This is a genomic window from Thalassolituus sp. UBA6592 (assembly GCF_002433655.1).
GTDB lineage: Bacteria > Pseudomonadota > Gammaproteobacteria > Pseudomonadales > Oceanobacteraceae > Venatoribacter.
On record NZ_DJIO01000148.1, the window covers coordinates 1 to 26,843 of the forward strand.

The window sequence follows — 26,843 nt, forward strand, 5'->3', positions numbered from 1 at the left end:
TTTCGGCGCTCCAGAGGCGAATTTAAGGCCCCTCTATGAGGACAAGGGGCCTGACAATTTTCGAAAATGCTTAAATAGAAATTTGTGGGACAGCAATGGCTGCTCAGCCGTTTTTTCGTTTTATAAACCTCGGCCATCAGCTGTATGAGGTTTATCTGTGTAAATAGTAAAACTGGCAAGCTAGTTGCATTTTCCAGGGAAAGGAGAATGTTATGCTGGCAAATTCTACATTACGACCATCAGATCCCGGCTCGATTTATACCGACGTTAATAGCCTGCAGGGTATTAATAAGCTGGGTCGCAGCGACCAGAGCGCCGCACTGCGTGAAGTTGCCGAGCAGTTCGAATCCATGTTTCTCAGCATGATGCTGAGCTCTATGCGCAAGGCTAATGAAGTCTTTGAAGAAGACTCCATGCTGAACAGCCCTGAATCCGATTTCTACCGCAATATGTACGATAGCCAGATGGCTGTATCGCTGGCGGGCGGCAGTTCTACGGGCCTGGCTAATGTGATTTACCGTCAGTTAATGAGTTCATACGGCGACGATAAAGACAGCGCTCCTGAACTCGATTTCAGCAAAATTGAAGATCGTCGTATTCAGTCATCTGCGGCATTCCGTAAAGCCATTGATACCGTCGAAAAGGTTATCAATACCCCATCTGCTGACCGTGCTCCGACCGCTGACAGCAGCACAGATGACGCCAAAGCGGCAAGCGGTAAAGGCAATAAGGGGCAACAGTTTGCCTCTGCGGAAGAATTCGTTGCCACTCTGTATCCTCTGGCGGAGAAAGTATCGGCAGAGATTGGTGTGGATGCTAAAGCCATTGTTGCTCAGGCGGCACTGGAAACCGGCTGGGGTAAACACATGATTACCGATGAGCAGGGCAGAAACAGTTTTAATTTCTTCGGCATTAAAGCCGACAGCCGCTGGCCGGGTGAATCCGTTACCGTAACGACTCATGAATACCGGGGTGGATCTGCAATGAAGGAAAATGCCGCGTTCCGCTCCTATGCCTCAATCGAGGACGGGCTGCGTGACTATGCTGACTTCCTCAGCAACAGTGCACGTTATGAAAAAGCCATTGGTCATGACCTCGGTGCGGATCAGTACGGCCACGTACTGCAACAGGCCGGTTACGCAACGGACCCTCAGTATGGCCATAAAATTCAGCGCATTTCGGAAAGCACAACGCTCAATGATGCCTTGCAGAAACTTCAGCAGTCATTTTCTGCTGAAGCTGTTCAGGAGTAATGGACGATGGCAGATATTCTCGATATTGGCATCAGCGGACTTAAAGCCAGTCAGACCGCACTGACCATCACAGGGCATAACATTACCAATGCCGGTACCGAAGGCTACAGCCGTCAGGTGATTGGTCAGAGTGCAAATTCGCCACAGAATAAAGGTGGTGTATGGGTCGGCTCTGGTGTGAGCATTGATACCGTAACGCGTATTTATGATCAGTTTTTGACTGAACAGATGTGGCGGGACTCCTCCAGTTTTAACAGCTTTGAAACACTCGCTACAAATGCCGGGCAGATTGACAGCCTGTTGGCCGATCCCGGTACCGGGATTCAGCCTGGGCTGGAAAATATGTTTGGTGCTTTGCAGGCGGTTGTCGATGATCCTTCATCCCTGCCTGCCCGTGCTGTACTGCTGAGTCAGAGCGATGGTCTGCTTGATCGCTTCAGCGCTATCAGCGACCGCCTGACTGCGCAGAATGAAATCATTAATGGCCAGATGGAAGTTATGGCCGGGCAGATTTCTACCATTGCTTCATCTCTGGCTGAATTGAATGAGCAGATACAGTTTGCTACGGCATCTGCCCAGGGCGTAATGCCAAATGATCTGCTGGATCAGCGTGATAAGCTGGTCAAAGATTTGTCCGAACTGGTAAAAGTTGACGTCGTTGAACAGGATGATGCGGTATGGAACGTATTTATCGGTAACGGTCAGGCACTGGTAATCGGCAATGATTACAACGAAGTCTTTGCCGGTAATGGCGCAACAGACCCCAGTCGCAGCGATATTTATTTCCGTAAAGGCGATCAGATCGAAAATATCACCAACCGCATTACCGGCGGGCAACTGGGAGGTACGCTCGACTTTCGTAATCAGGTTCTTGATCCTGTGCTGAATGGTCTCGGGCGTACGGCACTGGTGATCAATCAGACCATGAATGACCAGCACAAACTGGGCGTCGATTATGATGGCGAGATGGGTGAAAACTTTTTTACCGGTGTGAATGAAGGATCAAAACCCTATACGCGTATTCTCGGTGATGCCGCTAATAAAGCACCGAACGACCGGGTAGTTGCGGTTAATATTACCGATGCCGGGGCGTTGACAACCAGTGATTATGAACTGGAATTCCCTGGCCCTGATGATTACACCTTCCGCATCAAACGCGTTAGCGACGGCGAAATTGTAAAGCAGAGTTCTCTGTCGGGAGCGTACCCTGAAACGGTATCGGTAGAAGGTTTTGATCTGGTGTTTGAGGCTGGCAGTTTTGCTGCCGGTGATGACTATCTGATTATGCCGACAAGAGGTCAGGCTGCGCAGCTGGAGATGAATATTTCACGGCCGGAGCAGGTCGCAGTGGCCAGTCCTATTCTGACGGATTCCGCCATTGGAAACCGTGGTAATGCCATTATTTCGCAAGGGGATGTTTACGATACATCGACCCCGTACTTTTCAGCGGAAGGCAGTCTGACACCGCCGTTACTGGTACGTTTTACCTCCCCGACCACTTATGATGTGCTCGACAACAGTGATCCGGCCAACCCCATTCCACTGTTTCCACCTCTGATGAACCAGACCTATGTTCCGGGTATCAGCAACGATATTTTGCCGGATAACGATGGTAAAACTGCATTCACCAGTTTTGGTGGATATCTGCCGGTTGCGACGACTTATCAGCCTCCTTTACCGGCCGCGAATATTGATCCGGTGAATGGCTTTTTTCCGGAACGGATTGTGATCAGTTATACCGATCCCAATACCGGCCAGGTGCGCAGTCAGCCAACACTGATTACCCAGGCCAATGCTTCAGCCAAAGAGATTGCTGCGGAACTGAGTAAGCGGGAGGGTGTTGAAGCAAGCGCCAGAACCACCATTGAACTGTCAGATTTCAGCAGTGATGCTACACCGTTTTTACCTCTGGATTTCAGTCTGAATGGTGTTGTACTCACGGATATTCCGGGAACAAATCAGACTAAGTACGACGAGAGCTACCCAACCGATATTCCTGATCCGATGACGCCGGATTTTCTGGCTGACAGAATCAATGCAAACTTTGATTTTCAGGAAATGGGTATTATCGCCCGCAGTGATGGTGAAACGTTAAAAATTATTGCCCTTAATGGTGAGGATCTGGACATTGAAATCACCGGTGATCACGGTGATGGTTTTTCCGTAAGTAACGGTCAGGACATCCGCTTAACAGAAACCGGCGAAACGCCTTTTATCAGTCTGTCAAAATATGACGGTTATGATTTTGATCAGGGCGGTCCTTACAGCTACAGCTTTGATGTACCTGGACAGGGGCAGTTTGATATTACCATGACCGGCAGTTATGCCACGGGTAACGATGTCCTGCAGGCTTTCCGCACAGAGCTTGAACAGGCTGGTTTCAGTTTTTCCGGAAATATAGATGTCGATATCGATGAGCGCGGAAATATCAGCTTTCAGCCACGGCTTGATATGCGTGCTACCGGAGCGAATGGTTCAAGTAAAATTGCCATGGGTGGCCAGATTAAAGTGGTAACCGACCCGGGTTACAGCCTGGATGTTGAACCGCCTGGAAACAATCTTTTTGCCGATAATCCGGTGGGTGAACCTGTCCATTTTGGCTTTGATTTCACTATTGATGGGCTCGCACAGACCGGCGATGAGTTTACCGTGAATTTTAATACGGACGGTACATCCGATAGCCGTAATGGCGCGGCAATGGCGGCGCTTGAAAGTAAGGATACGGTAAATGGCAATACCAGTTATTCAGAAGATTACGCCCGTCTTGTAGAGAATATTGGCGCTCTGACCAGTCGTGCTCAGATCAATCGCGATTCTGCGGAAGTTCTCTTTAATAATTCTCAGGATGCGGTAGTCAGTATGTCGGGAGTAAACCTTGATGAAGAAGCCTCAGCTCTGATCCGCTATGAGCTGGCTTATAACGCCAGTGCTCAGGTGATTCAGGTAGCGCAGGATATTTTCGATACTCTGATATCGACGTTCCGCTAGGAGTTAAGTTATGCGTGTGGCAACTCTGCAACAGTATTCAACCGGTCTTAAAGGCATCCTGAACAATCAGGAAGAAGTGAATAAGACCCAGCAACAGGTATCGACCGGACGTCGGGTTCTGACACCAGCGGACGATCCGATTGCTGCGACCAAGATCCTGCAGTTGCAGCAGGACCTTGCCCTGAATGAGCAGTACACCCGCAACATGACTGCTGCAGAGAACCGGCTTAATCTGGAAGAAGCCACGCTGTCATCCGTGACAGAAAATATTGCCCGGGTAAAAGAGCTGACGGTGCAGGCCGGCGACGGCTCTTATACCATTGAAGATCGCCAGGCTATTGCCGCAGAAATCTATCAGTTACAGGAAGCCTTAGCTGACCTCTTTAATACCCGTGATGCCAACGGCGAGCACATCTTTGCCGGCTTTAAGGGTGCGACTGAACCCTTCCAGAAGACCGGAACCGGGCGTTATGAATTTGTTGGCGATGAAGGTCAGCGCTACCTCGCCATTGGCGCAACGACCACAGTCGCCACCGGCGACAGCGGTAAAGGTTTGTTTGTCGACGTTGAAGCTGCCAAAAATACCTTTACTACAAGTCTGAATCCGCTGAATACCGGCACCCTCCAGGTGAACCCTGGCTTTGTAGTCGACGAAGAAGCTTATGCCGAATTTTATCCGGACGATCTGGTCATTACCTTTAATCCGGAATCGGCTATTACCCCGCCAGGGCCGAACTATACGGTGCGTCGGGCATCTGATAACCGTGTTGTCGATGGTATGTCCAATGAAACCTATTTCGACGGAGCACCGATTACCGTCGCCGGTCTCAGTATCGGTATGAGTGGCCGCCCGGAACCGGGTGACGAGATTCTGGCGAGATCGTCTCCGAAGCAGAGTATTACCGATACCCTGTACCGGCTGACTGCAGGGCTTAATTCGCTGACTGACAGTCCGGTTGATTCTGAAACCCTGGATATTCTGATTGAAGACACCCTGACCAATCTGACCAACGCGCAGACGTCTGTTTCCCAAAAGGTCAGTGAACTGGGTGCCCGGCTGAATGTGGTGGAGAACACCGGCAACCTGGCGGCTGATGTCAAGCTGGTCAATCAGGAAGTGTTATCAAAACTATCTGATGTGGATTTTGCTGAGGCTGTCAGCCGTCTGTCATTGCAGACTTACCTGTTGGAGGCCGCTCAGCAGAGCTATACCACAATATCCCGTTTATCACTGTTTAACCAGTTGTAAGGCTGGTACAGAACTTGCTCAATCCATGCAATATGGAAGGAGCGTCAGAGGTTTGACTATGTTCGATGACAAAAGCATTTTAATAACCGGTGGTACCGGGTCCTTTGGCAAGCAATACGTCAAGACTTTGCTGGCGCGTTATAAGCCCCGGAAGATAATTATCTTTTCCCGTGATGAACTGAAGCAGTTTGAAATGCAACAGGTCTATGACGCGCCATGTATGCGTTACTTTATTGGCGATGTCAGAGATAAGGAGCGACTGATTCAGGCCATGCGCGGCGTTGACTATGTTATTCATGCTGCGGCGCTTAAGCAGGTTCCTGCGGCGGAATACAATCCGATGGAATGTATTAAGACAAATATTAATGGCGCTGAAAATGTTATCCATGCAGCAATTGCCAACGACGTAAAAAAGGTTATTGCCCTCTCTACGGATAAAGCCGCTAACCCGGCAAATCTTTATGGTGCTACAAAGCTGTGTTCTGACAAGCTTTTTGTTGCCGCCAACAATATGGTGGGTGGTGAAGTGCCGCGTTTTGCCGTTGTTCGCTATGGCAACGTGGTGGGCTCGCGCGGATCGGTTGTTCCTTTTTTTGAAAAACTGATTGGTGAGGGTGCTGAATCACTGCCAATTACCGATGCTGCTATGACCCGTTTCTGGATTACGCTGCAGCAGGGTGTGGATTTTGTTCTTAAGAATTTCGCCCGTATGTATGGCGGCGAAATATTTGTTCCTAAGATTCCTTCGATCCGTATTACAGATCTGGTGGAAGCTATGGCGCCGGGTATGGCGACCAATGAGATTGGTATCCGCCCAGGCGAAAAGCTGCACGAAACTATGTGTCCCGGAGATGATTCACACCATACCATCGAATTTGATAATCATTATGTGATTACGCCGTCCATTCAGTTTACCGCACCGGTTAATTATTGCCGCAATCTGCTGGACGAACATGGTACGCCGGTGGATAAAGGGTTCTCCTACGATTCGGGAACGAATCCTCATTTTCTGACGATTGAAGAAATCCGTGAACTGCATCAGGAAGCAGCTCTGTGATTCCATACGGTCGTCAGAATATCAGTGATGACGATATAGAGGCGGTCACGGCGGTACTTAAATCCGATTTCCTGACTCAGGGGCAGGCTGTGCCAGCGTTTGAACAGGCGGTTGCGTCTAAGACCGGCGCTGGTTTTGCGCTGGCTACCAACAGTGCAACCTCGGCTTTACACATTGCCTGTCTGGCCCTTGGCCTGCAGTCCGGCGATCTGTTGTGGACAACGCCGATTACCTTTGTGGCTTCAGCGAATTGCGCGCGCTATTGCGGCGCGGATGTTGATTTCGTCGATATAGATCCGGCGACGGGTAACATGTCGCCGGCGGCACTCAAAGAAAAATTCATAACAGCGGAAAAAAATGGCCGCCTGCCCAAAGTTATTGTACCGGTGCATTTGTGTGGTCAATCCTGTGATATGGCCGCCATCAGCGCGCTGGCCCGTCACTATGGCTGCCATATTATTGAAGATGCTTCCCATGCCATCGGCGGCCAGTATCAGAATGAGCCGGTCGGTTGCGGGCGTTTCAGCGATATTACTGTTTTCAGCTTTCACCCGGTAAAGATTATCACCACCGGCGAAGGTGGTATGGCGCTGACGAACTCCGCAGAACTTGCTCATAAAATGGCTCTTTACCGCAGCCATGGCATCAGTCGCGATGAGGTCGATATGACAGAGGCCAGTCATGGGCCCTGGTATTACCAGCAGACCCTATTGGGATTTAACTATCGCATGACCGATATTCAGGCAGCGCTTGGTCTGAGTCAGTTAACCCGCCTGGACAGCTTCGTGCTACAGCGCAGAGAGCTGGCAGCCTTTTACGATACTCTGTTGGCCGATGTGGATGTCACCCCCTTAACTCAGCTGCCAGACAGCGGGTCCGCATGGCACCTGTATGTGGTTCAGATCGACAATGTACAGGGAACCGCAGCTGCAAACAGGAAAGAGGTTTTTAATTACATGCGTGAACAGGGGGTGGGTGTCAACGTGCATTATATTCCGGTTCACTTACAGCCTTATTACCGTAATCTTGGCTTCTCAGCGGGTGACTATCCGGCAGCAGAGGATTACTACCGGAAGGCTCTGACGATTCCTCTGTACCCGGATCTGACGACAGAACAACAGCGTTATATCAGCGCTACTCTGATTGCCGCGTTGGCAGGCCGGTCCGGCGTTGAACCTGGTTAAGCGTATGTGCTGCTACTGGCCGACTCTGTCCGCTTCTGATGTGAAATTCGCTGTACAGCGTTATTTATCGCCAGCTTGCTCAGGGATACGTTTATGCTGACTTCCGATGTTAACCGTCTGGCGCTTGGAACAGTGCAGTTCGGTATGAATTATGGTGTTGCCAATACATCTGGACAGGTAAAAAAAGAAGATATCGCCACGATTCTTCGGCTTTGCCGTGAGGCTGGAGTCGACACCCTGGACACTGCTATTGCTTATGGCGAAAGCGAAAAGCTGTTGGGCCAGTGTGACCTGACTGGATTCAGAGTTATTACCAAAATACCTCCTGTTCCTGAAGAAGTCTTTCATTGCCAAACGACAATCCATGATTGGTTGGCAGAACAGCTGGAAGCATCTCTGCAGCGCCTTAAGCTTTCTGCGGTGGATGGTCTGATGCTGCATCAGGCAACGGCATTGTGTAATCCGCAGATTGGTGAAGAGCTGGCGGCAGCGCTCCGTGAAGTTAAAGCTCAGGGAAAAGCCTTGAAAATTGGCGTTTCTGTTTATTCTCCGGATGAGCTTGAGAGCATTTACCCAATACTTCAGCCGGACATAATTCAGGCACCATTTAATATTCTTGATCAGAGACTGGCCAGTTCCGGCTGGCTTAAAAAGCTGGCAGGTGACAATACTGAAGTGCATGTCCGTTCTGTATTTTTACAGGGCCTGTTGCTGATGGAAAAAAATCAGCGGCCAGAAAAATTTCAGCAGTGGGATTCGCTCTGGCAGACATGGGACAGCTGGTCTGAAGAAAGCGGACAATCGCCATTGGTTTCCTGTCTTGCGGCAGTGATGAGCTATAAAGAGATTGATCGCGTCGTGGTGGGCTGTGACAGCCCTGAGCAGTGGCAGGAAATTCTCGCCGCTGCCGGACAGACTGAAGCCGCTGTTCCGGCGCCGATAGCCACGGATGATCTGCTCCTGATTAATCCGGCATTGTGGAGTCAGATATGAAGGTTGTTGCTATCGTACAGGCCCGTATGGGTTCAACCAGGTTACCCGGTAAGGTAATGAAAGATTTGGGTGGAACACCGCTAATCGGTGTTTTGCTGGCCAGGCTTGCGCGTGCAGAGCGGGTGAATCAGATCGTAGTAGCGACCTCGGTGGACAGCGGAAATCTACCTTTGAAAGCTTACGTTGAAAGCCTGGGGTATGTTTGCGAACAGGGCAGTGAAAAAGACGTGTTGCAGCGTTACGCCGATATCGCCAAAAAACATCAGGCTGATGTGGTTGTTCGTGTGACAGGGGATTGCCCATTGGTCGATCCACTTCTGGTGGACACTATGATCAGCGGGTATCTGGCAGCCGGTACAGACTATTACAGCAATGTTGTGCCTCCCTGTTTTCCTGACGGGCTAGATCTGGAAGTGTTCAGCGCAGAGGCGCTGTTCCGTTGCATAAAGAGTACAGATTCGGATTATGACCATGAACATGTGACCCCCTGGATCCGTGAATCCGGTCAGTGTTCAACGGCGGCATATCAGGCCGGTTTTGATTTGTCGCACTGGCGCTGGACGGTGGACGAACCAGCAGATCTGGTCGTTATCCGTAACGTTTTTAATCACTTCAGTCCGGATATTTTCTTCAGCTGGCAGGCTGTGCGCGATCTGCAGTCTGATCAGCCAGAATTATTTGATGGTAATTCCGGTATCAAACGTAATGAGGGGGCCTCCATGGGAACAGGTCAGAAGTTGTGGAAACGGGCAAAACAGATTATCCCTGGCGGGAATATGCTGTTGTCCAAACGTTCGGAGATGTTTCTGCCAGATCTTTGGCCATCGTATTTCAGTAAAGCCAAAGGCTGTACGGTCTGGGATATGGACGGCAACGAGTTTCTGGATATGAGTATCATGGGTATTGGTACCAATATCCTGGGGTACGGCCATCCGGAAGTGGATGATGCGGTTCGTCATGTTATCGACACCGGCAATATGGCGACGTTTAACTGCCCGGAGGAAGTCTGGCTGGCAGAGAAACTGATCGAATTAAATCCCTGGGCCGATATGGTCCGTTATGCCCGCAGTGGTGGTGAGGCCAATGCCATTGCCATTCGTATTGCCCGCGCAGCATCGGGCAAAGATAACGTTGCTATCTGTGGATATCACGGCTGGCATGACTGGTATCTGTCGGCCAACCTTGGCAGTGATGAAAGTCTTGCCGGGCATCTGTTGCCGGGTCTGGATCCAAAAGGTGTTCCGGCTAACCTGCGTAATACAGTATACCCGTTTAATTACAATCGCTTTGATGAATTACAGGCCCTGGTGGATAACCACAATATTGGCGTCATCAAAATGGAAGTCGTGCGTAATATGGGGCCGGAAGACAATTTCCTGCAAAAAGTCCGGCAGCTGGCAACCGAGAAAGGTATCGTCCTGATCTTTGATGAATGTACCTCGGGCTTCCGTCAGTCCTTTGGTGGGATTTATAAACTGCACGATGTTGAACCCGATATGGCTATCTACGGCAAAGCTATGGGTAATGGCTATGCGATTACTTCGGTTGTTGGTCGCCGGGAGATTATGGAGGCTGCTCAATCGACTTTCATCAGCAGTACCTTCTGGACTGAGCGTATCGGACCTGCTGCAGCACTGAAAACACTGGAAGTTATGGAGCGGGAAAAATCCTGGGAAACGATTACCAATACCGGACTGAATATCCGCGAGCGCTGGCAGGCACTGGCTGATAAGTACGAGCTGAAAATCAATCACTGGGGATTACCGGCTTTAACGGGTTTTACCTTTGACAGTGAAAAGGCACTTTACTATAAAACTCTGACAACACAGATGATGCTGGAAAAAGGTATTCTTGCCTCAAATTCTGTCTATGTCTGCACCGAGCATACAGAGCAGGTTGTGGATCGCTACTTTACTGAACTGGATGATGTTTTTGCCGTCGTCAGAGAATGTGAAGATGGTCGTGTTGTAGAAGACCTGCTCAAGGGACCGATCTGTCATGCGGGCTTTAAGCGTCTGAACTGATGAGTTGACGGAAGGGCCAATAAAAGTGGGTCAGTTTATTTCGGGAGAAGGTGATGGAATTAGATGATATCAGAGCTCACTGGCAAGGATGGGCTGAACAGTTTAAAGGGGATATCAGAGCGACTACAAAAACCCCGACCATTAAATTACTGGAAATTGATGCGCTGAAGCGCGCAATAGAAAAGATCGCCGGCACTGATGGCGCACAAAGTATTCTCGAAGTTGGTTGCGGCAATGGTCATAATTGCATAGCGTTGAGTAAGTTTTTTCCACAGACTCATTTTACCGGCGTCGATTACATAGGCGACATGGTGAAATGTGCTTTGGATAACCGCGATGCACAGCAGGCCACCGAACAGGCAGATTTCTATGAAGGCAATGTGTTGGATCTGGACAGCCACGCAGAACTGACCGGGGAATACGATATTGCTTTTACCGATCGCTGTCTGATCAATCTGAATTCTGTTGAATTGCAGCTGCAAGGTCTTGCACAGATAGCCCATCAGGTAAAGATTGGTGGACATGTTATTTTGATTGAGAATATTAACGATAGCTATTCTCAGCAGAATGCATTGCGTGAACATGCAGGACTGGCAGCCAGAACGCCGGATAAGTTCAATCTGTTTTTTAATGAGAATGAATTAACAGAAGGGGCGAAGCCGCATCTGCAACTGGTTCGCAGTGAAAACTTTGCCAGTCTGCACGATATTATGCTCTACGTTATCACACCTATGGTCAGTGGTAAGGTGGACTATGAATCACCTTATGTGAAAGCAGTCACTGACATGCTGCTCTCTTTGCCTGACGGATTACATGACAGCTTTGGTGGTTTTGGGCAAAACCGCTTATATGTGTTCCGGAGAACTCAGTGATAACCAATCCGGTCTGCTTTGTATTTGATATGGACGGCGTGATCGTTGATACGCTGGCCACCTTGTACAGGAACTATCTCGATATCCTGACATTGTTTGGTAAATCCGGCAGTGCGCAGGAATTTGATCGTCTCAACGGCAGCAGCCTGGATGAAATTGTTACGCATATTGCCACACACCATGATCTTCTCGGTTCGGAGGCGGCAATACGCAGCCGTTTTGAAGATGGCTTCACTCGGCTTTATGAAGCACCATCATTAATTCCTGGTGTTAAACAGGCACTGCAGAATATCAGCAGCGCCGGGGTTCCCATCGTTATTGCCAGTTCCGCCGGACGTGAAACCATCGCGTCGGTCGTCCGCTACTTTGAACTGGAAAATTACATCAGCGGCTGGGTGTCCGGCGAAGATGTTGAACGTGGTAAGCCATGTCCGGATATTTACCTGAAAGCCCGAAGTCTGGTGCCTGGCGCTGCCATTTTTATCGCTGTTGAAGATTCAGATAACGGCATCCTGTCCGCCTGGCAGGCCGGTATGATCCCGGTTCATTTTGTTGCTGAATCCGCTAATGCACATAAGAATGCTTCTTTCGTTATTAACGATATGAGTACACTTACGCATATTCTGGCGTTGCCAACATTTCCGCTGCGCGCTATGGAATCTACCCGTTTGACAGAATGCAGAGCCATTCCGGTTCCCACTGCATTAAAGAGTAAAATTGACCAGTTCTGGCAATCAGCTGTCACAGAAAATTCGTCATTATTTGATGCACAGGTGATGTGTTATCAGGGACATGAAATGACAGTGGATGGGCTTTGCTCTCTGCGTTATGGCCGGCGGCAATATCGCGAGGTTTTCTATGTGCTCAGGAGCCCTGATGCACGGCAATGTGCCAATCTCCCCGTTATTATTCCCCTTGCTGTGAGTGGCGTAATCTGCAATCCGAAGGGAGAATATCTGCTTGCCACCCGGGCAGAAACCGTGACGCAGTATGCGGGGAAAAAAGAATTTGTACCCTCAGGCTCTATGGATGTTCCTGAAGCAGATGAAAACAGTGACGGCAGAGATCTGGTTACGGATCAGATTTCGCGCGAATTGGCAGAAGAAAGTGGTATTAAAGCGATTGAGTCCTGTCGTCAGATCGGGCTGATATATGACCTGCATGCCTCCGTCATGGACATCGCCTGTTCCGTATCTCTGCAGGAAGAGCTGCCGGTCGACGGCGGTTATCACAGCAAGGAATACCATCAGTATGCCTGGCTGGAAAGCGATGCGGTCCGTCGATTGTGTCACACAGACGACATCATCAGTACTTCTGCAGAACTGTTCAGACTTGTTCAACAGGAATATCCTGAATTGCCAGAGCCATCATTCGCTGGAGAACGCTATGCTGATTAACGGACGAAGAATAGCGGCAGACGAACCGCCCTATATTATTGCCGAACTGTCCGCCAATCATAACGGCAATATCGATACTGCTTTCAGACTGATTGAGCAGGCAGCTGCGAATGGCGCTGATGCTGTAAAAATTCAGACCTATACTGCGGATACCATTACCCTGAATTCTGATCGTGAAGATTTCTGCATCCATGGTGGACTGTGGGATGGGCGTACGCTTTATGATCTGTATCAGGAGGCCCATACCCCATGGGAGTGGCATCCGGCTCTGTTTGCCAAGGCGCGGGAATGCAACATTACCTTATTCAGTTCACCCTTTGACAGTTCTGCTGTGGACCTGCTTGAAGACCTGAATGCACCGGCCTACAAAATTGCGTCGTTTGAAGCCGTGGATATTCCGTTAATCCGGTATGTAGCATCGACCGGAAAGCCGATGATCATCTCAACCGGTATGGCAGATGAGGAAGAAATTGCCGAGGCTGTGGATGCCGCCCTTTCTGCAGGCTGTAAAGATCTGGCATTGTTACACTGCGTCAGTGGCTATCCTGCGCCTGCAGAAGATTATAATCTGCGGACCATAAGCGATATGGCCAGTCGTTTTGGTCAGCTTACTGGTTTGTCAGATCACACTCTGAATAATGCGACGGCGGTTGCCAGCGTGGCTCTCGGCGCCTGTATCATAGAAAAACACTTTACTCTGGACCGTCAGGGTGGCGGGCCGGATGACAGTTTTTCACTGGAACCTGCCGACCTTAATCAATTATGTCGCGATGTGAAAGCCGCCTGGGCTGCTTTGGGTACGGTAAATTATGGAACCAAATCCAGCGAGTCTGCCAACGTTAAGTTCCGTCGCTCGCTGTATTTTGTCCGTGATATGAAAGCAGGCGATATTATTGATGCATCCTGTGTGCGCAGCGTCCGGCCTGGCTTTGGTCTGGCGCCAAAGTATCTCGATAAAATTATCGGGCAGGCGGTTCTTGTTGATGTTATGGCTGCCAGCCCGGTGACCAGTGACAGCGTTGTTCTTACGACCGATTAAACGGCAGATAAAAGCATAATTTCATCATTGCTGAAGGCATATGCCGGGCCGATAGCCGTTTGTCTGGAACAGCGTTAAACCCTCTGACGTTAGCTCAGAGGGCCCGCTATTCGCCTTGATTATAACTCGGGATACGGATCTTCTTCTTTGTGTAAAAGAGTGAGTGCGACACGCTCATTAGCATCGGCAGAAAAGTATTCTGAGGAATGGCTGAAACTTTTTTTGGCGATGGTGTGGTAGTGACCCGCAGCCGTAAAGAAATCTCCATACTGGGATTTGTATGAATATATACCTTCTTTATGGTGGTACTTTCTTTTGTGGCGTACCGGTGGGTCGAAATCCATAATGGCCAGTCGACCGCTGGGTTTCAGGACGCGATCGGCTTCGGCGACTACTTTGTAGATGTCTTTACGGTCGACCAGATAGAGACAAAAGCCGATAAATATCAGATCGAATGTTTCATCGCCAAAGTCCAGCTGGCTGGCGATACCAACGGTCAGCGACAATGATGGATCGGCTTTCATACCATCAGCAACCGCTGCTGCTGACGGGTCGACACCATACCCTTGCGCACCTGTACGCTCACAGATCGTACTCAGCTTCGATGCATTTCCGCAGCCGACTTCCAGAACCCTCGCAGGGGACGAATCCTCAGTGTAATGACTGAGAATAATTTCAACATCAGGAAATATTTCATCCCGGGTCAGTACGGCGGCATTGCGCTGATACCACTGGTCGCCTTCGGATTCGAGGAATATATCTGCCTGATTTACTTTATTGTTCATGTTCCATCTCCCTGATGATTACCTTATCTTTCCATAATTCATAATCCGGTTCTGGCTGCGAAATGGTCAGCTTCAGCCTGGGGTCATCATCACTGTTACAGTCTTTGATGTAATTTTTCAGATGCTCAGGCAAGGTTTTGATCAGAAAGCCGAAGTATTGCTTAAAGTTTTCCGTGTACAGGCTCAGTTTTTTTTCTGATTCAATCTGTTTGCTCAGCGCGTAGAAGTTATACAACCAGAACCAGATCGTGCCACGGATAAAGGTATTCATCACCGCTGTTTTACTGTCCCGGTTGTTGATGGCGACCTGATTGATTTTAAACAGGCTGCTTTCAATGCTGTCCAGGTCCGGCTGCATATTTTCCACAATGGCGGTAATTTCTGTGCACATCTGACTGATGGTGCGGATGATTTCTTTCTTCAGTTTATCCTGCGCTTTCCGTCCGATTTTACGGCTGTCGTTTTTCAGGCTGTCAAACAGCATAAACTCAGGCGCTTCCTGACGTTGTGACAGCAGCTCAGCCATTCCATCTTCTGTCATTTCAGTCGTACCAATGATGGTTACGCCCTGCGACAGGTTGATAACGTCTTTACGCCCGGACAGCATGATTTTGCGCTCTGCGTGCGTTTTCGCCGTGAAATAGAATGGGGTGGTGTATATGTCACCACGAACGTTGGTTTCAACTTTATAGGTTTCGGCTGTCATTTTGCGTTTGAACTCGGCAAACATGTCGGCCTGTTCTTCTTCGCTGTAAAACGCTGATGCCGAGTGGGTCTGGCCTGGGTCAGCAAAGCCAAAGTCCAGGCCAACCAGAAATACATCCGGCAGATTCAGGTCCAGGGCGATGGCCAGTGCGGCGTTACCGGCACTGGGCGTTGCATCGGCAATGGTGTCATCGCTGGCCAGCAGTTTGCCGTAGCTGGATTCGCTCTTCAGATAAATCAGACCATCATTGAAGTGGTTGAAAACCAAAGGACTGATCTGTGCGGCACCAATGATGTTAATCTTCTTCGATTTGTCCTGGGGAATAATAGAAACAGCCTGATAGGTAATATAGTCAGACTCCAGAATCACCATAGCATCAGGATAAATATCATTTTTCGCCAGCGAGTGGCCGGCACTTTCGGCACAGAGGATGGTGATTTTGTCTCTGTGCTGTTTGATCAGATCAATGTATTTGTCCAGCGACGGGCCGTTACCACAGACGAGTGTGATTTTAGGTGTGTCATGCAGATCCGGCCTTGGCATCACGCGGATACCTTTCGACAGGTTGTGCAGTACATGGTTGAGCTGGTTCACTTCGTCGTCGTAGTAGCCCCAGACGTTCAGATAAGGCTCAATTTCACGGTTCAGCCGGCGAGCGACTTTGGTGTAGAAGGGGTCTGCGCGATGAACATAGAAAACTGTCTGGATAGGCATGAATGGCACGTTAAGGCAGATGTGATTCCATACCCCGCCAAAGGCGTTATGCACGCGTTTTTCTTCATCCAGTTCCGCTGTATCGCCAACTGACAGCACAAATGAGCGGTCATCCGCCTGCAGGTAAGGCGTGATCAGGGCTTCCCAGTCAGTGACATACAGGCTGGCCATGAAATAGTCGGGGTTGTGTTCCACGACAACCACATGCCGCACATCACGGATGTTCAGAAATTCTGTGATGTGCTGGCCAATACCTGAGCCGAGAAACACCACTTGCGGCAGGCTGTGACGGAATCCGTACGGGCGGGCATTACCCTTGTGAGCACCAACCGACTCCAGATATTCAGCCAGCAGACCATGGGAATAGCGGAAGTGGTGTAGCTCGTTGGCATAGGTATGGCGCAACGGGTGGTTCATCTTGCCAGGAGCAAAAGCGTCAGAAAACTGTTGCGCTTCATTGCTGTTAAAGGCCTGTGTCTGTGCCGGATAGATCAGCTCGCCGTTTTGCAGCAGGTTCACTTCCAGCGATTCAGAATCGAGATTGAGCTGCAGTTCAGTCAGTCTGCGGTTAGTACAGAAGCTGTGAATAGAAGGGAAGTAGCGTTCAAAGAACTTCATATTCTTCTGTTTACGGTCCTGCAGGCTCTGGGCGAGCTGGTTAGCATCCATTATCTGTTCCCGATTGTTTTCTGTCGTTTCAAAGGGAAAAAGCAATGCCTGTGCCAGTGGATGACAGCACATTTCGATTCATACGAAAAAATTTCTAAAGGTTTTACGCAAGGGGCCGTTAAAGACCATGACAGAGTTATTTGACGGTGCCAGAACCACTAAACGCAGGGTGATGGCTGTCTGACATGTAGGTACAGGAGAAAAACCATGCCTCAAATTATTAACACCAACATCGCATCTCTGAATGCTCAGCGAAATCTGGATAAATCCCAGAGCGCTAACCAGACTGCCCTGCAGCGTCTCTCCTCCGGCCTGCGTATCAACAGCGCCAAAGACGATGCTGCGGGTCTGGCAATTTCAACCCGTTTTACTTCTCAGATTAAAGGTCTGAACGTTGCTGTACGTAACGCCGGTGACGGTATTGCGCTGGCGCAGACTGCTGAAGGTGCACTGGGTTCTATGAACGACAACCTGCAGCGTATCCGTGAACTGGCGGTACAGTCTGCTAACGCCACCAACTCCGACGTTGACCGTGAAGCACTGCAGGCTGAGGTTGATCAGCTGGTTGCTGAGATCTCACGTACAGCTGACGAGACTGACTTCAACGGCCGTAAACTGCTGGATGGTTCTTTCTCTGCGACCTTCCAGATTGGTGCGAACGCTGGTCAGACTGTGGATGTATCCATTGCTGAACTGACTGCTGACAAGCTGGGTGCTTCGGATGCAGCGGGTGTATCCGCCCGTGGTACAGACTTCGGTATTTCTAACGGTGACCTGGTGATCAACGGTCAGGCGATCGGTCCTTCTGTGTCCGGTGATGACTCTAAATCGACTATCGCTTCTTCTGCCTCCGGCATCGCGATTGCGGCAGCGATTAACCGTTCTTCTGACGAGACCGGTGTAACAGCTTTTGCTGACGCCACTGCAGTGAATGGTTCTTCCATGTCTGCAACCGGTGCGAGCACTGCAGCTACCATCGAAATCAACAACGTATCGATTACACTGCAGGCGACTGCTAACAGTAATGACGTTGAAATGGCGGCCACCCGTCAGTCTGTTATTGCAGCGATTAACGCTGTGTCTGATCAGACCGGTGTTGTTGCTTCCGATGGTGGTAATGAAAACGGCGTTATTCTGACTGCGGAAGATGGCCGTAACATCGTACTGGAAGGTACTGGTGGTAACCTGACAACTGCATTTGGTCTGGCAACAGCCACTACCACTGCAGGTGCTTCTTCTTCCAGCCTCAGCGGTACTACCGCGGGTGTTTACGAAGGTGGTTACACACTGATCGCCGACGGTGATACCAAGTCCATCGACATTGATGGTGGTTATGGTACCGGTACCGGTGACCTGGAGAACTCAGGTCTGACCCGTGGCAGCTATGATCCTTCTGTTGCGGTTTACACCAACGAAGCTCAGACCTCCAGTGCTGCAGGTACAGGTACTACTGCTGCCACCCTGGCAATTGCTGAAGGTGACCTGGTGATCAACGGTACTACCATTTCGGCTTCCAGCTCTGTGGATGATACCGCGTCCGATACCACGTCGAACTCTTCTGATGGTTCTGCATCCGGTATTGCGATCGCAGCGGCGATCAACCGCAGCACCGAACAGACTGGTGTGACTGCAACCGTGAATGAAACCGTGCTGGTAGGTACTACCGGTGCCGCTCCGACCACGGCAGCCACTCAGGGTACTACCCTGGCAATCGCGATCAACAACGTTGATATCGGTACTGTTGTGTCTCAGGGCGATATCGATAAGGACCGTCAGTCCACTATCGATGCGATCAACGCCAAATCCGGTCAGACCGGTGTTACCGCCGAAGACAACGGTGAGGGTATCACCCTGCGTGCAGCCGATGGCCGTAACATTTCTGTTGCGATCGGTGGTACTGCCGCCGCTATCGAAACCGGTGGTGCATTCGGTCTGGATGCTGACGTAGAGGGTATTGGTCAGGCTTCTGTGGCGACTACTCTGTCTGCTTTCGCAACCTCTGCGGAAACTGTTTACAGTAGTGTTCGTCTGGAATCTGCTTCTACCATCACAATCGAAGCTGGTTCTTCCGGTAAGAGTGGTCTGGATGATTCCGGCTTCACTCTGGGCGAATTCGGCGGTGGTGAAGATGGTCAGTTCCTGGTGGATATTGATATCTCTACTTTCGAAGGTGCGACAGCAGCTCTGACTGCAGTGGATAACGCCATTGCTCAGGTTGCATCGCAACGGGCTGACCTCGGTGCGATTCAGAACCGTATGGAATCTACAGTGAGTAACCTGCAGATTACTTCTGAAAACCTGAATTCTGCGAACTCACGTATTCAGGATGCTGACTTCGCCGCAGAAACTGCTGAGCTGTCACGTACTCAGGTACTGCAGCAGGCTGGTATCTCGGTACTGGCTCAGGCCAACGCGTCTGGTCAGCAGGTTCTGTCCCTCCTGGGATAACAGCGGGCTGATGGGGGAAGCTAGCCTTCCCCCGGCTGCTTAACTGAGGAACCAGAGAGGTGATTTATGAGTGAGCTGAAACTGAACGTTATCGATAAACCAGCTGTATCACCTTCAGTTGCGAAAGAAGTATCCGGCTCTGCCAACGATATTTCCGTCGCTGATGCTAAGAGCGGTAAGCAATTGCCGTCCCAGGCGGATAAGCTTAACCCTCTGACCCAGGATGAGGTCAAAGAAGCTGTATCCCGCATCAATGAATATGTGCAGCAAACAAAACGCACACTGGATTTTCAACTGGATGAAGACAGTGGCAAAACGGTAATCAGGGTATACGATAAATCATCGTCAGAACTGATCCGCCAGATACCGAGTGAACTGGCTCTGGAACTGGCGCAAAAATTGAATGATGAGGAACCAACTTTATTGTTCAGTGCACAGGTTTGATGACTATTTAACCAGACCCTTAAATTAACCCTGTACTGGCCGATAAGCTGGTACAGGGTTTTTTCGTTTCTGGTCTCACAGGAGTACCACTATGCCATCCGTTGAATCATTAGGACTTGGGTCCGGTGTACTGACGTCTGATCTGGTCGAGCAGCTGATTACAGCTGAACGCGAAGTATCAGATATTCGTCTGGACAGCCGCCAGGAACTGACCGAGGCGAAAATCACCGCCTATGGGGAAATTCAGTCGCTGATGGCGGATATTCAGTCGAGCGCCAATAAATTGTCGAGTCCGAGTCTGGTGGGCGCGACCCAGGCAACCTCCTCCGACGAAAGCATCCTCACAGCCACCACCACCAGTGTGGCAGAACCCGGTTCTTATTCTGTCGAAGTGGTCAACACGGCCAAAGCTCACGCGTTGGCCAGTCAGACGTATTCCAGTTTTGATGAGGTTGTGGGAACCGGAAAACTGGTATTTTCCTTTGGCGCTGTCAGCTATGACGGCAGCGGCGATATCAGCGGCCAGGATATTAACGGTGATCGGATCACCAAAAGCATTACGATCGATGACTCCAACCGTTCGCTCAGCGGCATCCGCGATGCTATCAACAATGCCGATATGGGGGTAACTGCGACCATTGTTAACGATGGTTCGGGGTATCGTCTGCTGATGACCTCTTCTGAAACCGGCGTTGAAAATGCCATGAGAATTGAAGCTCAGGATGAGTCAGGCAATCTGCTGACGTCCGGACTGGCAACGCTTGCGTTTAACGAAAATCAGCTGGCTTCGTCTGCCATGACACAAACTGCAGGCGCGCAGGATGCGTCCCTTATGGTCAATGGGCTGACCATTACCCGCAGCAGCAATGTCGTGGAAGAGGTTATTCCCGGTGTTGCGCTGAATCTGAACGGGGCCGATGTCGGCAAGACAGTCAATATTACGGTAAGTGCTGATACGGAAGAGCTGACAGAAACCCTGCAGGGGTTTGTTGATACTTACAATCAGCTGAAAACCTTCGTCGACGATCTGTCTTCCTACAACACCGAAACTCAGCAGGCGGGTCTGTTACTTGGGGATTCGACCATTCGCTCGATGATGACCCAGCTACGCGCGCTGATCAGTGAGCCTGTGGTCGGCCTGGGAGGTAAGTATCGTTCGTTGACAGAATTAGGTGTTAATACCGATCGCAACAATGATTATCAGCTGACCTTTGACACGTCGATTTTTAACCGTGCACTGACAGAAGACCGTACTTCTATTATCGGACTGTTGGCCAAATCCGGCGTGACCACTGACAGTCAGATTACTTATGTAAACGATTCCATTAATACCAGACCGGGTACGTATGACGTTGAGATTACTCAGCTGGCGACGCAGGCCCGTTATGATGGGCAGTCACTGGCATTACTCGATTTTTCATCGCCGGTGGTCATTGATGAAAGCAGTAACAATTTTAATATCAATGTTAATGGTACTAACTCTGAAATCACCCTGACTCAGGGCAGCTACACATCCGGTGATGCGCTGGCGAAAGAAATTGCATTACAGATAAACAGCAGTAACGCGGTATCTGCCGCCGGGCACAGTGTGTCGGTGGCCTACGACAATGCTGCCCGCAATTTTTCGGTTACCTCAAATCAGTATGGTTCCTCTTCCCGTATTTCTTTTGCCTCGGTCGATGCAAATGTTGCTAATGTTCTCGGCTTTACTGCGAGCGGGCAGGGGGCTTATCAGGGCGTCGGACTGACCACACTGAATGCTGATGCCTTTAATGGCAAGGGCGCCACCAGTCTGCAGGGGCAGAGTACCGTTGATGAAGATGAGGGTATTAATTTTGCCGCCAGTAATGCCACATTTTCGCTGAACATTGATGGTGCCGGGCCGGTTGCTGTTGTGGTTAATCAGGATGCCAGTGGTCAGGATCTGAATGGCGACGGCATTTATGGCGACCGCAAGGATACTCTGCAGGCGGTTCAGAGTGCGATCGATGCACAGCCCGGGCTGAATGGTCTGGTTACAGCGTCATTTGATGCGGAAGGTTATCTGCGCTTTGAAACCACTGCAGAAGGCAGTGCGCGCAGTATCGAAGTCTCTGCCACCGGTATTGGTACCGGAGATATTCTGCTGGGGCTCGATGGTACTCAGGGGGTACAGACCAATGGTAAGGATCCTGGTGTTACCTTCGCAGCGCCGGTTGAGTTTGCTGTTCAGGTTGATGGTGTCGACAGTCTGAATAAGGTTTCTGTACCGGCCGGGAATTATCTGAGCGGAGATGCTCTGGCGGCAGAAATTCAGAATCAGATAGGTGCGGTACTGTCTTCCGATCCTAACTTTACCGGTGTGGTGAAGGGCGCTGAAACGGCTGTGGCTTCGCGGGATATTTCAGCCCCCATTGATTTTTCCGCGGCCAATTCCGGATTCATTCTTAATGTCTCAGGCAATGAACAGGAAATTATTGTCAGCGGAAACAGCGGTAACAATATTGCTGACATTCAGTCCGCTCTCGACGCCGCCTATGGCGCAGGCGTGGTCACTGCAAGTCTGGATGGCAGCGGCCTGAAACTGACGACCGTTGCCAGCGGTCATGAAGAATATATCGAAGTTGAAAGTGATGGCCGCGGAGCGCGCTCGGCAGCATTCGCCGACTTGTCTGCAGGGATAGATTTCTCCGGCGGACAGAATGCAACCTTTACCCTGACCGTCGATGGTCTGGACATTAATGTCGATGTTAACGGTGATGGTACGGCGGGTGGTAATAACTCAGAGTCCAATCTGACCGTCATACAACAGGCTATTGATTCGGCGTTGGTGAACAGTGGGCAGTTTGCTGCCGGGGATGTTCGTGCCCGGGTAAATGACAGCGGACAGCTTTATTTTGAAACGCAGCGTAAGGACGGAGTTAGAACCGCTGCTACCTTCGGTGCATCCTCTTCCGTAGAAGTGAAAAATCTCGGTGGTACTGCAGCAACCAGTCTGGGCATGTCGGCTGGCGTATCCACCAATGGCTACGATGGATTTGGCCTGGCAACCAATGAACGTAACTTTGGTTATGACCTGGATGTCACCGTGGACTATGAATACGACCCGGATAAGTTGACCGGTGCGTTCAATATTTCTGTTGGTGGGCTGGGTACCAGTGTGCGTTTTACCGATCTTGACCCTGCGGCAATTTCAGCATTGGGATTACAGGATGCCGCTGTTTACTCTCCGGCTGTCGCTGTTGGTCAGGATGTTGCCGGTAAGATTAATGGCATTGAGGCGACGGGCACTGGACAGTTTTTGCGCGCTGTTGATGGCAATCAGGCCGCAACGAACGGCTACTACCTGGGTGATCTGGCGACAGATTTTTCAACACCAGTGACCATAGATGCGACCAATAATGTGTTCACCATTGAAGTCGACGGTGTTGAAGCTGAAGTAACGCTTAATCAACCGGCAGTTTATAACTCAGGTACAAGTCTGGCGCTGGCTTTACAGCAGGCAATTAATGACACCACAGCGTTCAGCGATGAAGATATCCGCGTGCGGGTGGATTACACCACCGATACCAGTTCTTATGCGTACGGCCGCTTCGGGATTATTTCTGCGTCCACCGGCGCATCTTCTGATGTACAGATTAAAGATGTGTCCAGTGGCGTTGCTGAAGTGTTCGGGTTTACGCTCGGCCGTGGCGACGGTGAGGCGGGTAAAGACCAGGTTGGTTTTATTGATGATGCCTCCGGGCTGCGTCTCAAGGTGACTGGTGGTGAACCCGGGATGCGTGGCCAGGTGACTTATATTTCAGGGTTTGGTGATCAGCTGAAAGAAATCATGGACGGATTCCTCAATGGCCGTGACAGCATGATGTCAGTACGTCAGGCGGCGCTGGACGATGATCTGACGGATATTGATGAAGAAAGAGAAAAGCTGGATGCGCGTATGGAAGCTAGAGAAGCGAGACTAAGGTCTCAGTTTCTGTACAACGATGCCATTATTCAGACGTTGAACTCGACTCTGGATTTTGTGCAGCAACAGTTCGATGCAATGAACGGTAATAATGATAATTAATGAGTCATCATTTGTTTCGTTTTGTGAGATATATCCTACATTAAGTAAAGGTGGAGATTATTATAAAGGTCCAATATTATTGCAGTTGAAAATTATATGACGTCGCCGATGATTACCCAACCGGGGGAGAACATGGAAAGTTTTAACAAACGGCTGGTCGAACATTTTATTCAACTGTCCTGGAATAGTGGACGCTTTAATCTGCTCCGGCACATTGTCAGCCCGGACTTTGTTTATCATACAAGTTTCGTAGAAGGCTTCCGCGATCTGGACGGCTTTATCGAATACGTGTCAGAGGTTCGCTCTGCGATCATTGATCTTGATGTAAGCATCGAAGAGATGATGGCCGAAGGTAACCGCGTTATTACCGTGTGCACGTTTTCCGGAAGTTTTGAGCGCCCGTTGATGGGCATGCAGCCTAATCACCGAGTTGTGAGTTTCAGTTCAATCTCTACCTGGGAAATCCGCCGTGGCAAAGTTGTTCACCAGAACACCATGGTGGATCTGGCGGAATTGCAGCGTCAGATGGTTGGCGCCAACAACGCAGTGCCACTGGCTGGGTGAAGCCTTATCGGTAAAAAGTCTGAGATCTGTACTCAGGGATTTAACCGACGACAGAAGAAAACGAAAACAAAAAAGGAGCCACTGGCTCCTTTTTTGTTTTCTGAGCACCCCGCCTGGAACAGGATGTGTCGAAAATGTGATTAACAGGCTTCCGAAAACTCGCAGGCCGCTACGGCGGTCGTGCTGGTTTCCCGGACGATTTGCTTGGCACACTGGCCGCAGCATCCACAGTCCGTTCCTACGCCCAGTTCCTTGCGGATGTCTGCATAGCTGGCACCATCGGCGGCGGCCTGACGGATCTGCTGCTGGGTAACGGCTTTACAAAGGCATACGTACATGGTGTTAATCCATATGAGAATCACTTTGATTTGCAATTTAGTCTGAATGAGAAGGATTTGCAATAAAATTTTTAAAGAAAAGTGTAACCGTCCGCTGCAAGGGGCGGGATGGCTGATAAAGCCTGAATAAGCCACGCTGCTGTGCCCTTTGGCAGTACAGAGCGCGGACACCTCTCGCGCCGCACCTCTCGCATAGACAGCCGCATTTCTGTAAAATGCTGCGTCCTTTTTGAACAGTGCCTATAAAGCCTTATTGGTACTTTCCCTGAAACAATACAAACGAATCACGGGATATTGTCTTGGAAGTTAATCCGATTGTTGAAACCATTAAAGACCTGAGTGCGCGTACCGATGTGCTTAGGGGGTACCTTTGACTACGCCAACAAAGTTGAGCGTCTCGAAGAAGTAGAACATGAACTGTCTCAGGGGGATGTCTGGGACAACCCTGAGCGTGCTCAGGAGCTGGGCAAAGAGCGTGCGTCGCTGGAAGCGGTGGTGAAGACCATCGATACGCTGGATGCCGGCCTTGGGGATGCCCGTGATCTGCTGGATATGGCGGTTGAAGAAGATGACGAAAGCGCCGTAGAGGATATCCGCGCCGAGCTGGAAAACCTCAACAGCCAGCTGGAAACGCTGGAATTCCGTCGTATGTTCTCCGGTGAACTGGATCAGAACAACGCCTATATGGATATTCAGGCCGGCTCCGGTGGCACTGAAGCGCAGGACTGGGCCAACATGCTGCTGCGTATGTACCTGCGCTGGATCGAAGCCCATGGCTTTAAAGGCGAGCTGATGGAAGCCTCCGAAGGTGAGGTTGCCGGTATTAAAAGTGCGACGATCCGCATTGAAGGCGAGTATGCCTACGGCTGGCTGCGTACTGAAACCGGTGTTCACCGTCTGGTGCGTAAGAGTCCGTTCGACTCCGGCAACCGCCGCCATACGTCGTTCTCTTCTGTGTTCGTATCCCCGGAAGTAGACGACAACATCGATATCGAAATTAACCCGGCCGATCTGCGTATCGACGTTTACCGCGCCTCCGGTGCCGGTGGTCAGCACGTTAACCGGACGGAATCTGCGGTCCGTATTACTCACTTGCCGACTAATATCGTGACTCAGTGTCAGAATGACCGCTCTCAGCATAAAAACAAAGATCAGGCGATGAAACAGCTGAAAGCCAAGCTGTATGAGTTTGAGATGCAGAAGCGTAATGCGGAAGCTCAGGCGCTGGAGGATACCAAGTCCGACATCGGCTGGGGCAGCCAGATCCGTTCTTACGTACTCGATGACTCCCGTATTAAAGACCTGCGTACCGGGGTTGAAACCCGCAATACTCAGGCGGTGCTGGATGGCGAGCTCGACCAGTTTATTGAAGCCAGCCTGAAAAAAGGTCTGTAAGGAAAGCCTGCCGACCCGCAGGTACATTCACAGTTAAGGTTTAAACATGACAGATTTAACCAATCACAGCGATGCGCATGAAGAAAACAAGCTGATCGCTGAACGCCGCGCCAAGCTGCAGCAGTTACGTAACGGCAGCAAGTCCAATGGTCACCCGAACGACTTTCACCGTACCCATCTGGCCGGTGAGCTGAAGCGTGCACACGGTCATAAGGACAAAGAAGTGCTGGCAGAAGAGGGCCTGCGCGTTTCTGTTGCTGGTCGCGTAATGCGTCGTGGTGGTCCGTTTGTCGGTATTCAGGATTCCAGCGATTCCATTCAGTTTTATATGTCCAAGCCGAATCAGAAAGAATCTGAAGCCTGGCAACTGCTGGATATCGGTGACATCGTGGGCGTCTCCGGTGTGCTGCACAAGTCCGGTAAAGGCGAACTGTACGTGGATGTCGATCAGATCGAAAACCTGCGTATCCTGACCAAATCACTGCGTCCGCTGCCGGATAAACACCATGGTCTGGCGGATCAGGAAATGAAATACCGTCAGCGTTACGTGGATCTGATTATCAATGAAGATACGCGTAAAACCTTTATGGTGCGTTCCAAAGTCATCGAAGGTATCCGCTACTTCCTGACCCAGCGTGGTTTTATGGAAGTGGAAACTCCGATGCTGCAGACCATT

General features: G+C 50.3%; 19 protein-coding genes. 16 read left to right on the forward strand and 3 right to left on the reverse strand.

The genetic code is table 11. The features are described 5' to 3' along the window. The first annotated feature begins 212 nt into the window (after positions 1-212). The 10 genes from flgJ (at position 213) to pseI (ending at position 14,056) form a co-directional block, all read left to right on the forward strand. On the forward strand, positions 213-1,253 hold the full coding sequence (gene flgJ / locus B2Z72_RS14900; protein WP_296981793.1) for a flagellar assembly peptidoglycan hydrolase FlgJ: 1,041 nt from the start codon (positions 213-215) through the stop codon (positions 1,251-1,253). A gap of 6 nt (positions 1,254-1,259) precedes the next feature. After that, a complete protein-coding gene (gene flgK, locus B2Z72_RS14905; RefSeq protein WP_296981795.1) occupies positions 1,260-4,241 on the forward strand; it encodes a flagellar hook-associated protein FlgK in 2,982 nt (993 codons plus the stop codon). Positions 4,242-4,251: 10 nt separating this feature from the next. Further along, entirely contained in the window at positions 4,252-5,490 is a 1,239-nt protein-coding gene (gene flgL, locus B2Z72_RS14910) for a flagellar hook-associated protein FlgL (RefSeq protein ID WP_296981797.1), read from the forward strand. A gap of 58 nt (positions 5,491-5,548) precedes the next feature. Next, complete coding sequence (gene pseB, locus B2Z72_RS14915; RefSeq protein WP_296981798.1) at positions 5,549-6,547, forward strand: UDP-N-acetylglucosamine 4,6-dehydratase (inverting); 999 nt, start codon at positions 5,549-5,551, stop codon at positions 6,545-6,547. Then, positions 6,544-7,731, forward strand: coding sequence for a UDP-4-amino-4,6-dideoxy-N-acetyl-beta-L-altrosamine transaminase (gene pseC, locus B2Z72_RS14920; protein WP_296981800.1), 1,188 nt, complete (start codon positions 6,544-6,546; stop codon positions 7,729-7,731). The genes pseB and pseC overlap by 4 nt, the downstream gene beginning before the upstream one ends. Before the next feature lie 93 nt (positions 7,732-7,824). Next, complete coding sequence (locus B2Z72_RS14925; protein WP_296981801.1) at positions 7,825-8,724, forward strand: aldo/keto reductase; 900 nt, start codon at positions 7,825-7,827, stop codon at positions 8,722-8,724. After that, a complete protein-coding gene (locus B2Z72_RS14930; protein WP_296981804.1) occupies positions 8,721-10,748 on the forward strand; it encodes an aminotransferase class III-fold pyridoxal phosphate-dependent enzyme in 2,028 nt (675 codons plus the stop codon). The genes B2Z72_RS14925 and B2Z72_RS14930 overlap by 4 nt, the downstream gene beginning before the upstream one ends. A 53-nt stretch (positions 10,749-10,801) precedes the next feature. Beyond that, on the forward strand, positions 10,802-11,620 hold the full coding sequence (locus B2Z72_RS14935) for a class I SAM-dependent methyltransferase (RefSeq protein ID WP_296981806.1): 819 nt from the start codon (positions 10,802-10,804) through the stop codon (positions 11,618-11,620). Further along, on the forward strand, positions 11,617-13,017 hold the full coding sequence (locus B2Z72_RS14940; protein ID WP_296981808.1) for an HAD hydrolase-like protein: 1,401 nt from the start codon (positions 11,617-11,619) through the stop codon (positions 13,015-13,017). Before B2Z72_RS14935 ends, B2Z72_RS14940 begins: the two co-directional genes overlap by 4 nt. Next, a complete protein-coding gene (gene pseI, locus B2Z72_RS14945; protein WP_296981810.1) occupies positions 13,007-14,056 on the forward strand; it encodes a pseudaminic acid synthase in 1,050 nt (349 codons plus the stop codon). Before B2Z72_RS14940 ends, pseI begins: the two co-directional genes overlap by 11 nt. Before the next feature lie 119 nt (positions 14,057-14,175). On the opposite strand, the gene B2Z72_RS14950 is transcribed toward pseI, so the two are convergent. Continuing rightward, positions 14,176-14,841: a class I SAM-dependent methyltransferase gene (locus tag B2Z72_RS14950; protein WP_296981812.1), complete on the reverse strand. Its 666-nt coding sequence runs from the start codon at positions 14,839-14,841 to the stop codon at positions 14,176-14,178. Then, the gene (locus tag B2Z72_RS14955) at positions 14,831-16,930 is read right to left on the reverse strand and encodes a motility associated factor glycosyltransferase family protein (protein WP_296981813.1); all 2,100 of its coding nucleotides are present in this window, start codon (positions 16,928-16,930) and stop codon (positions 14,831-14,833) included. Before B2Z72_RS14955 ends, B2Z72_RS14950 begins: the two co-directional genes overlap by 11 nt. A 207-nt stretch (positions 16,931-17,137) precedes the next feature. On the opposite strand from B2Z72_RS14955, the gene B2Z72_RS14960 reads away from it, so the two are divergent. The 4 genes from B2Z72_RS14960 to B2Z72_RS14975 all read left to right on the forward strand — a co-directional run bounded on the left by B2Z72_RS14960 (position 17,138) and on the right by B2Z72_RS14975 (position 24,434). After that, the gene (locus B2Z72_RS14960) at positions 17,138-19,378 is read left to right on the forward strand and encodes a flagellin (protein WP_296981815.1); all 2,241 of its coding nucleotides are present in this window, start codon (positions 17,138-17,140) and stop codon (positions 19,376-19,378) included. Positions 19,379-19,444: 66 nt separating this feature from the next. Next, positions 19,445-19,822, forward strand: coding sequence for a flagellar protein FlaG (locus tag B2Z72_RS14965; RefSeq protein WP_296981816.1), 378 nt, complete (start codon positions 19,445-19,447; stop codon positions 19,820-19,822). Between the two features lie 91 nt (positions 19,823-19,913). After that, on the forward strand, positions 19,914-23,870 hold the full coding sequence (gene fliD / locus B2Z72_RS14970) for a flagellar filament capping protein FliD (RefSeq protein ID WP_296981818.1): 3,957 nt from the start codon (positions 19,914-19,916) through the stop codon (positions 23,868-23,870). Between the two features lie 132 nt (positions 23,871-24,002). Continuing rightward, a complete protein-coding gene (locus B2Z72_RS14975) occupies positions 24,003-24,434 on the forward strand; it encodes an ester cyclase (protein WP_296981820.1) in 432 nt (143 codons plus the stop codon). Between the two features lie 140 nt (positions 24,435-24,574). Here the strand turns inward: B2Z72_RS14975 and B2Z72_RS14980 are convergent, their stop codons facing one another. Further along, on the reverse strand, positions 24,575-24,907 hold the full coding sequence (locus B2Z72_RS14980; RefSeq protein ID WP_297005198.1) for a bacterioferritin-associated ferredoxin: 333 nt from the start codon (positions 24,905-24,907) through the stop codon (positions 24,575-24,577). A 164-nt stretch (positions 24,908-25,071) separates the two neighbouring features. On the opposite strand from B2Z72_RS14980, the gene prfB reads away from it, so the two are divergent. Together prfB and B2Z72_RS14990 are read left to right on the forward strand one after the other, a co-directional pair. Beyond that, positions 25,072-26,167 (forward strand): peptide chain release factor 2 gene (gene prfB / locus B2Z72_RS14985; RefSeq protein ID WP_297005201.1). Its coding sequence is split into 2 segments (ribosomal slippage): positions 25,072-25,143 and positions 25,145-26,167, totalling 1,095 coding nucleotides; the frame shifts between segments, so codons are not numbered across the junction. Between the two features lie 46 nt (positions 26,168-26,213). Beyond that, positions 26,214-26,843, forward strand: a 630-nt coding sequence (locus B2Z72_RS14990; RefSeq protein ID WP_297005204.1) for an amino acid--tRNA ligase-related protein, incomplete at its 3' end; no start/stop codon positions are given.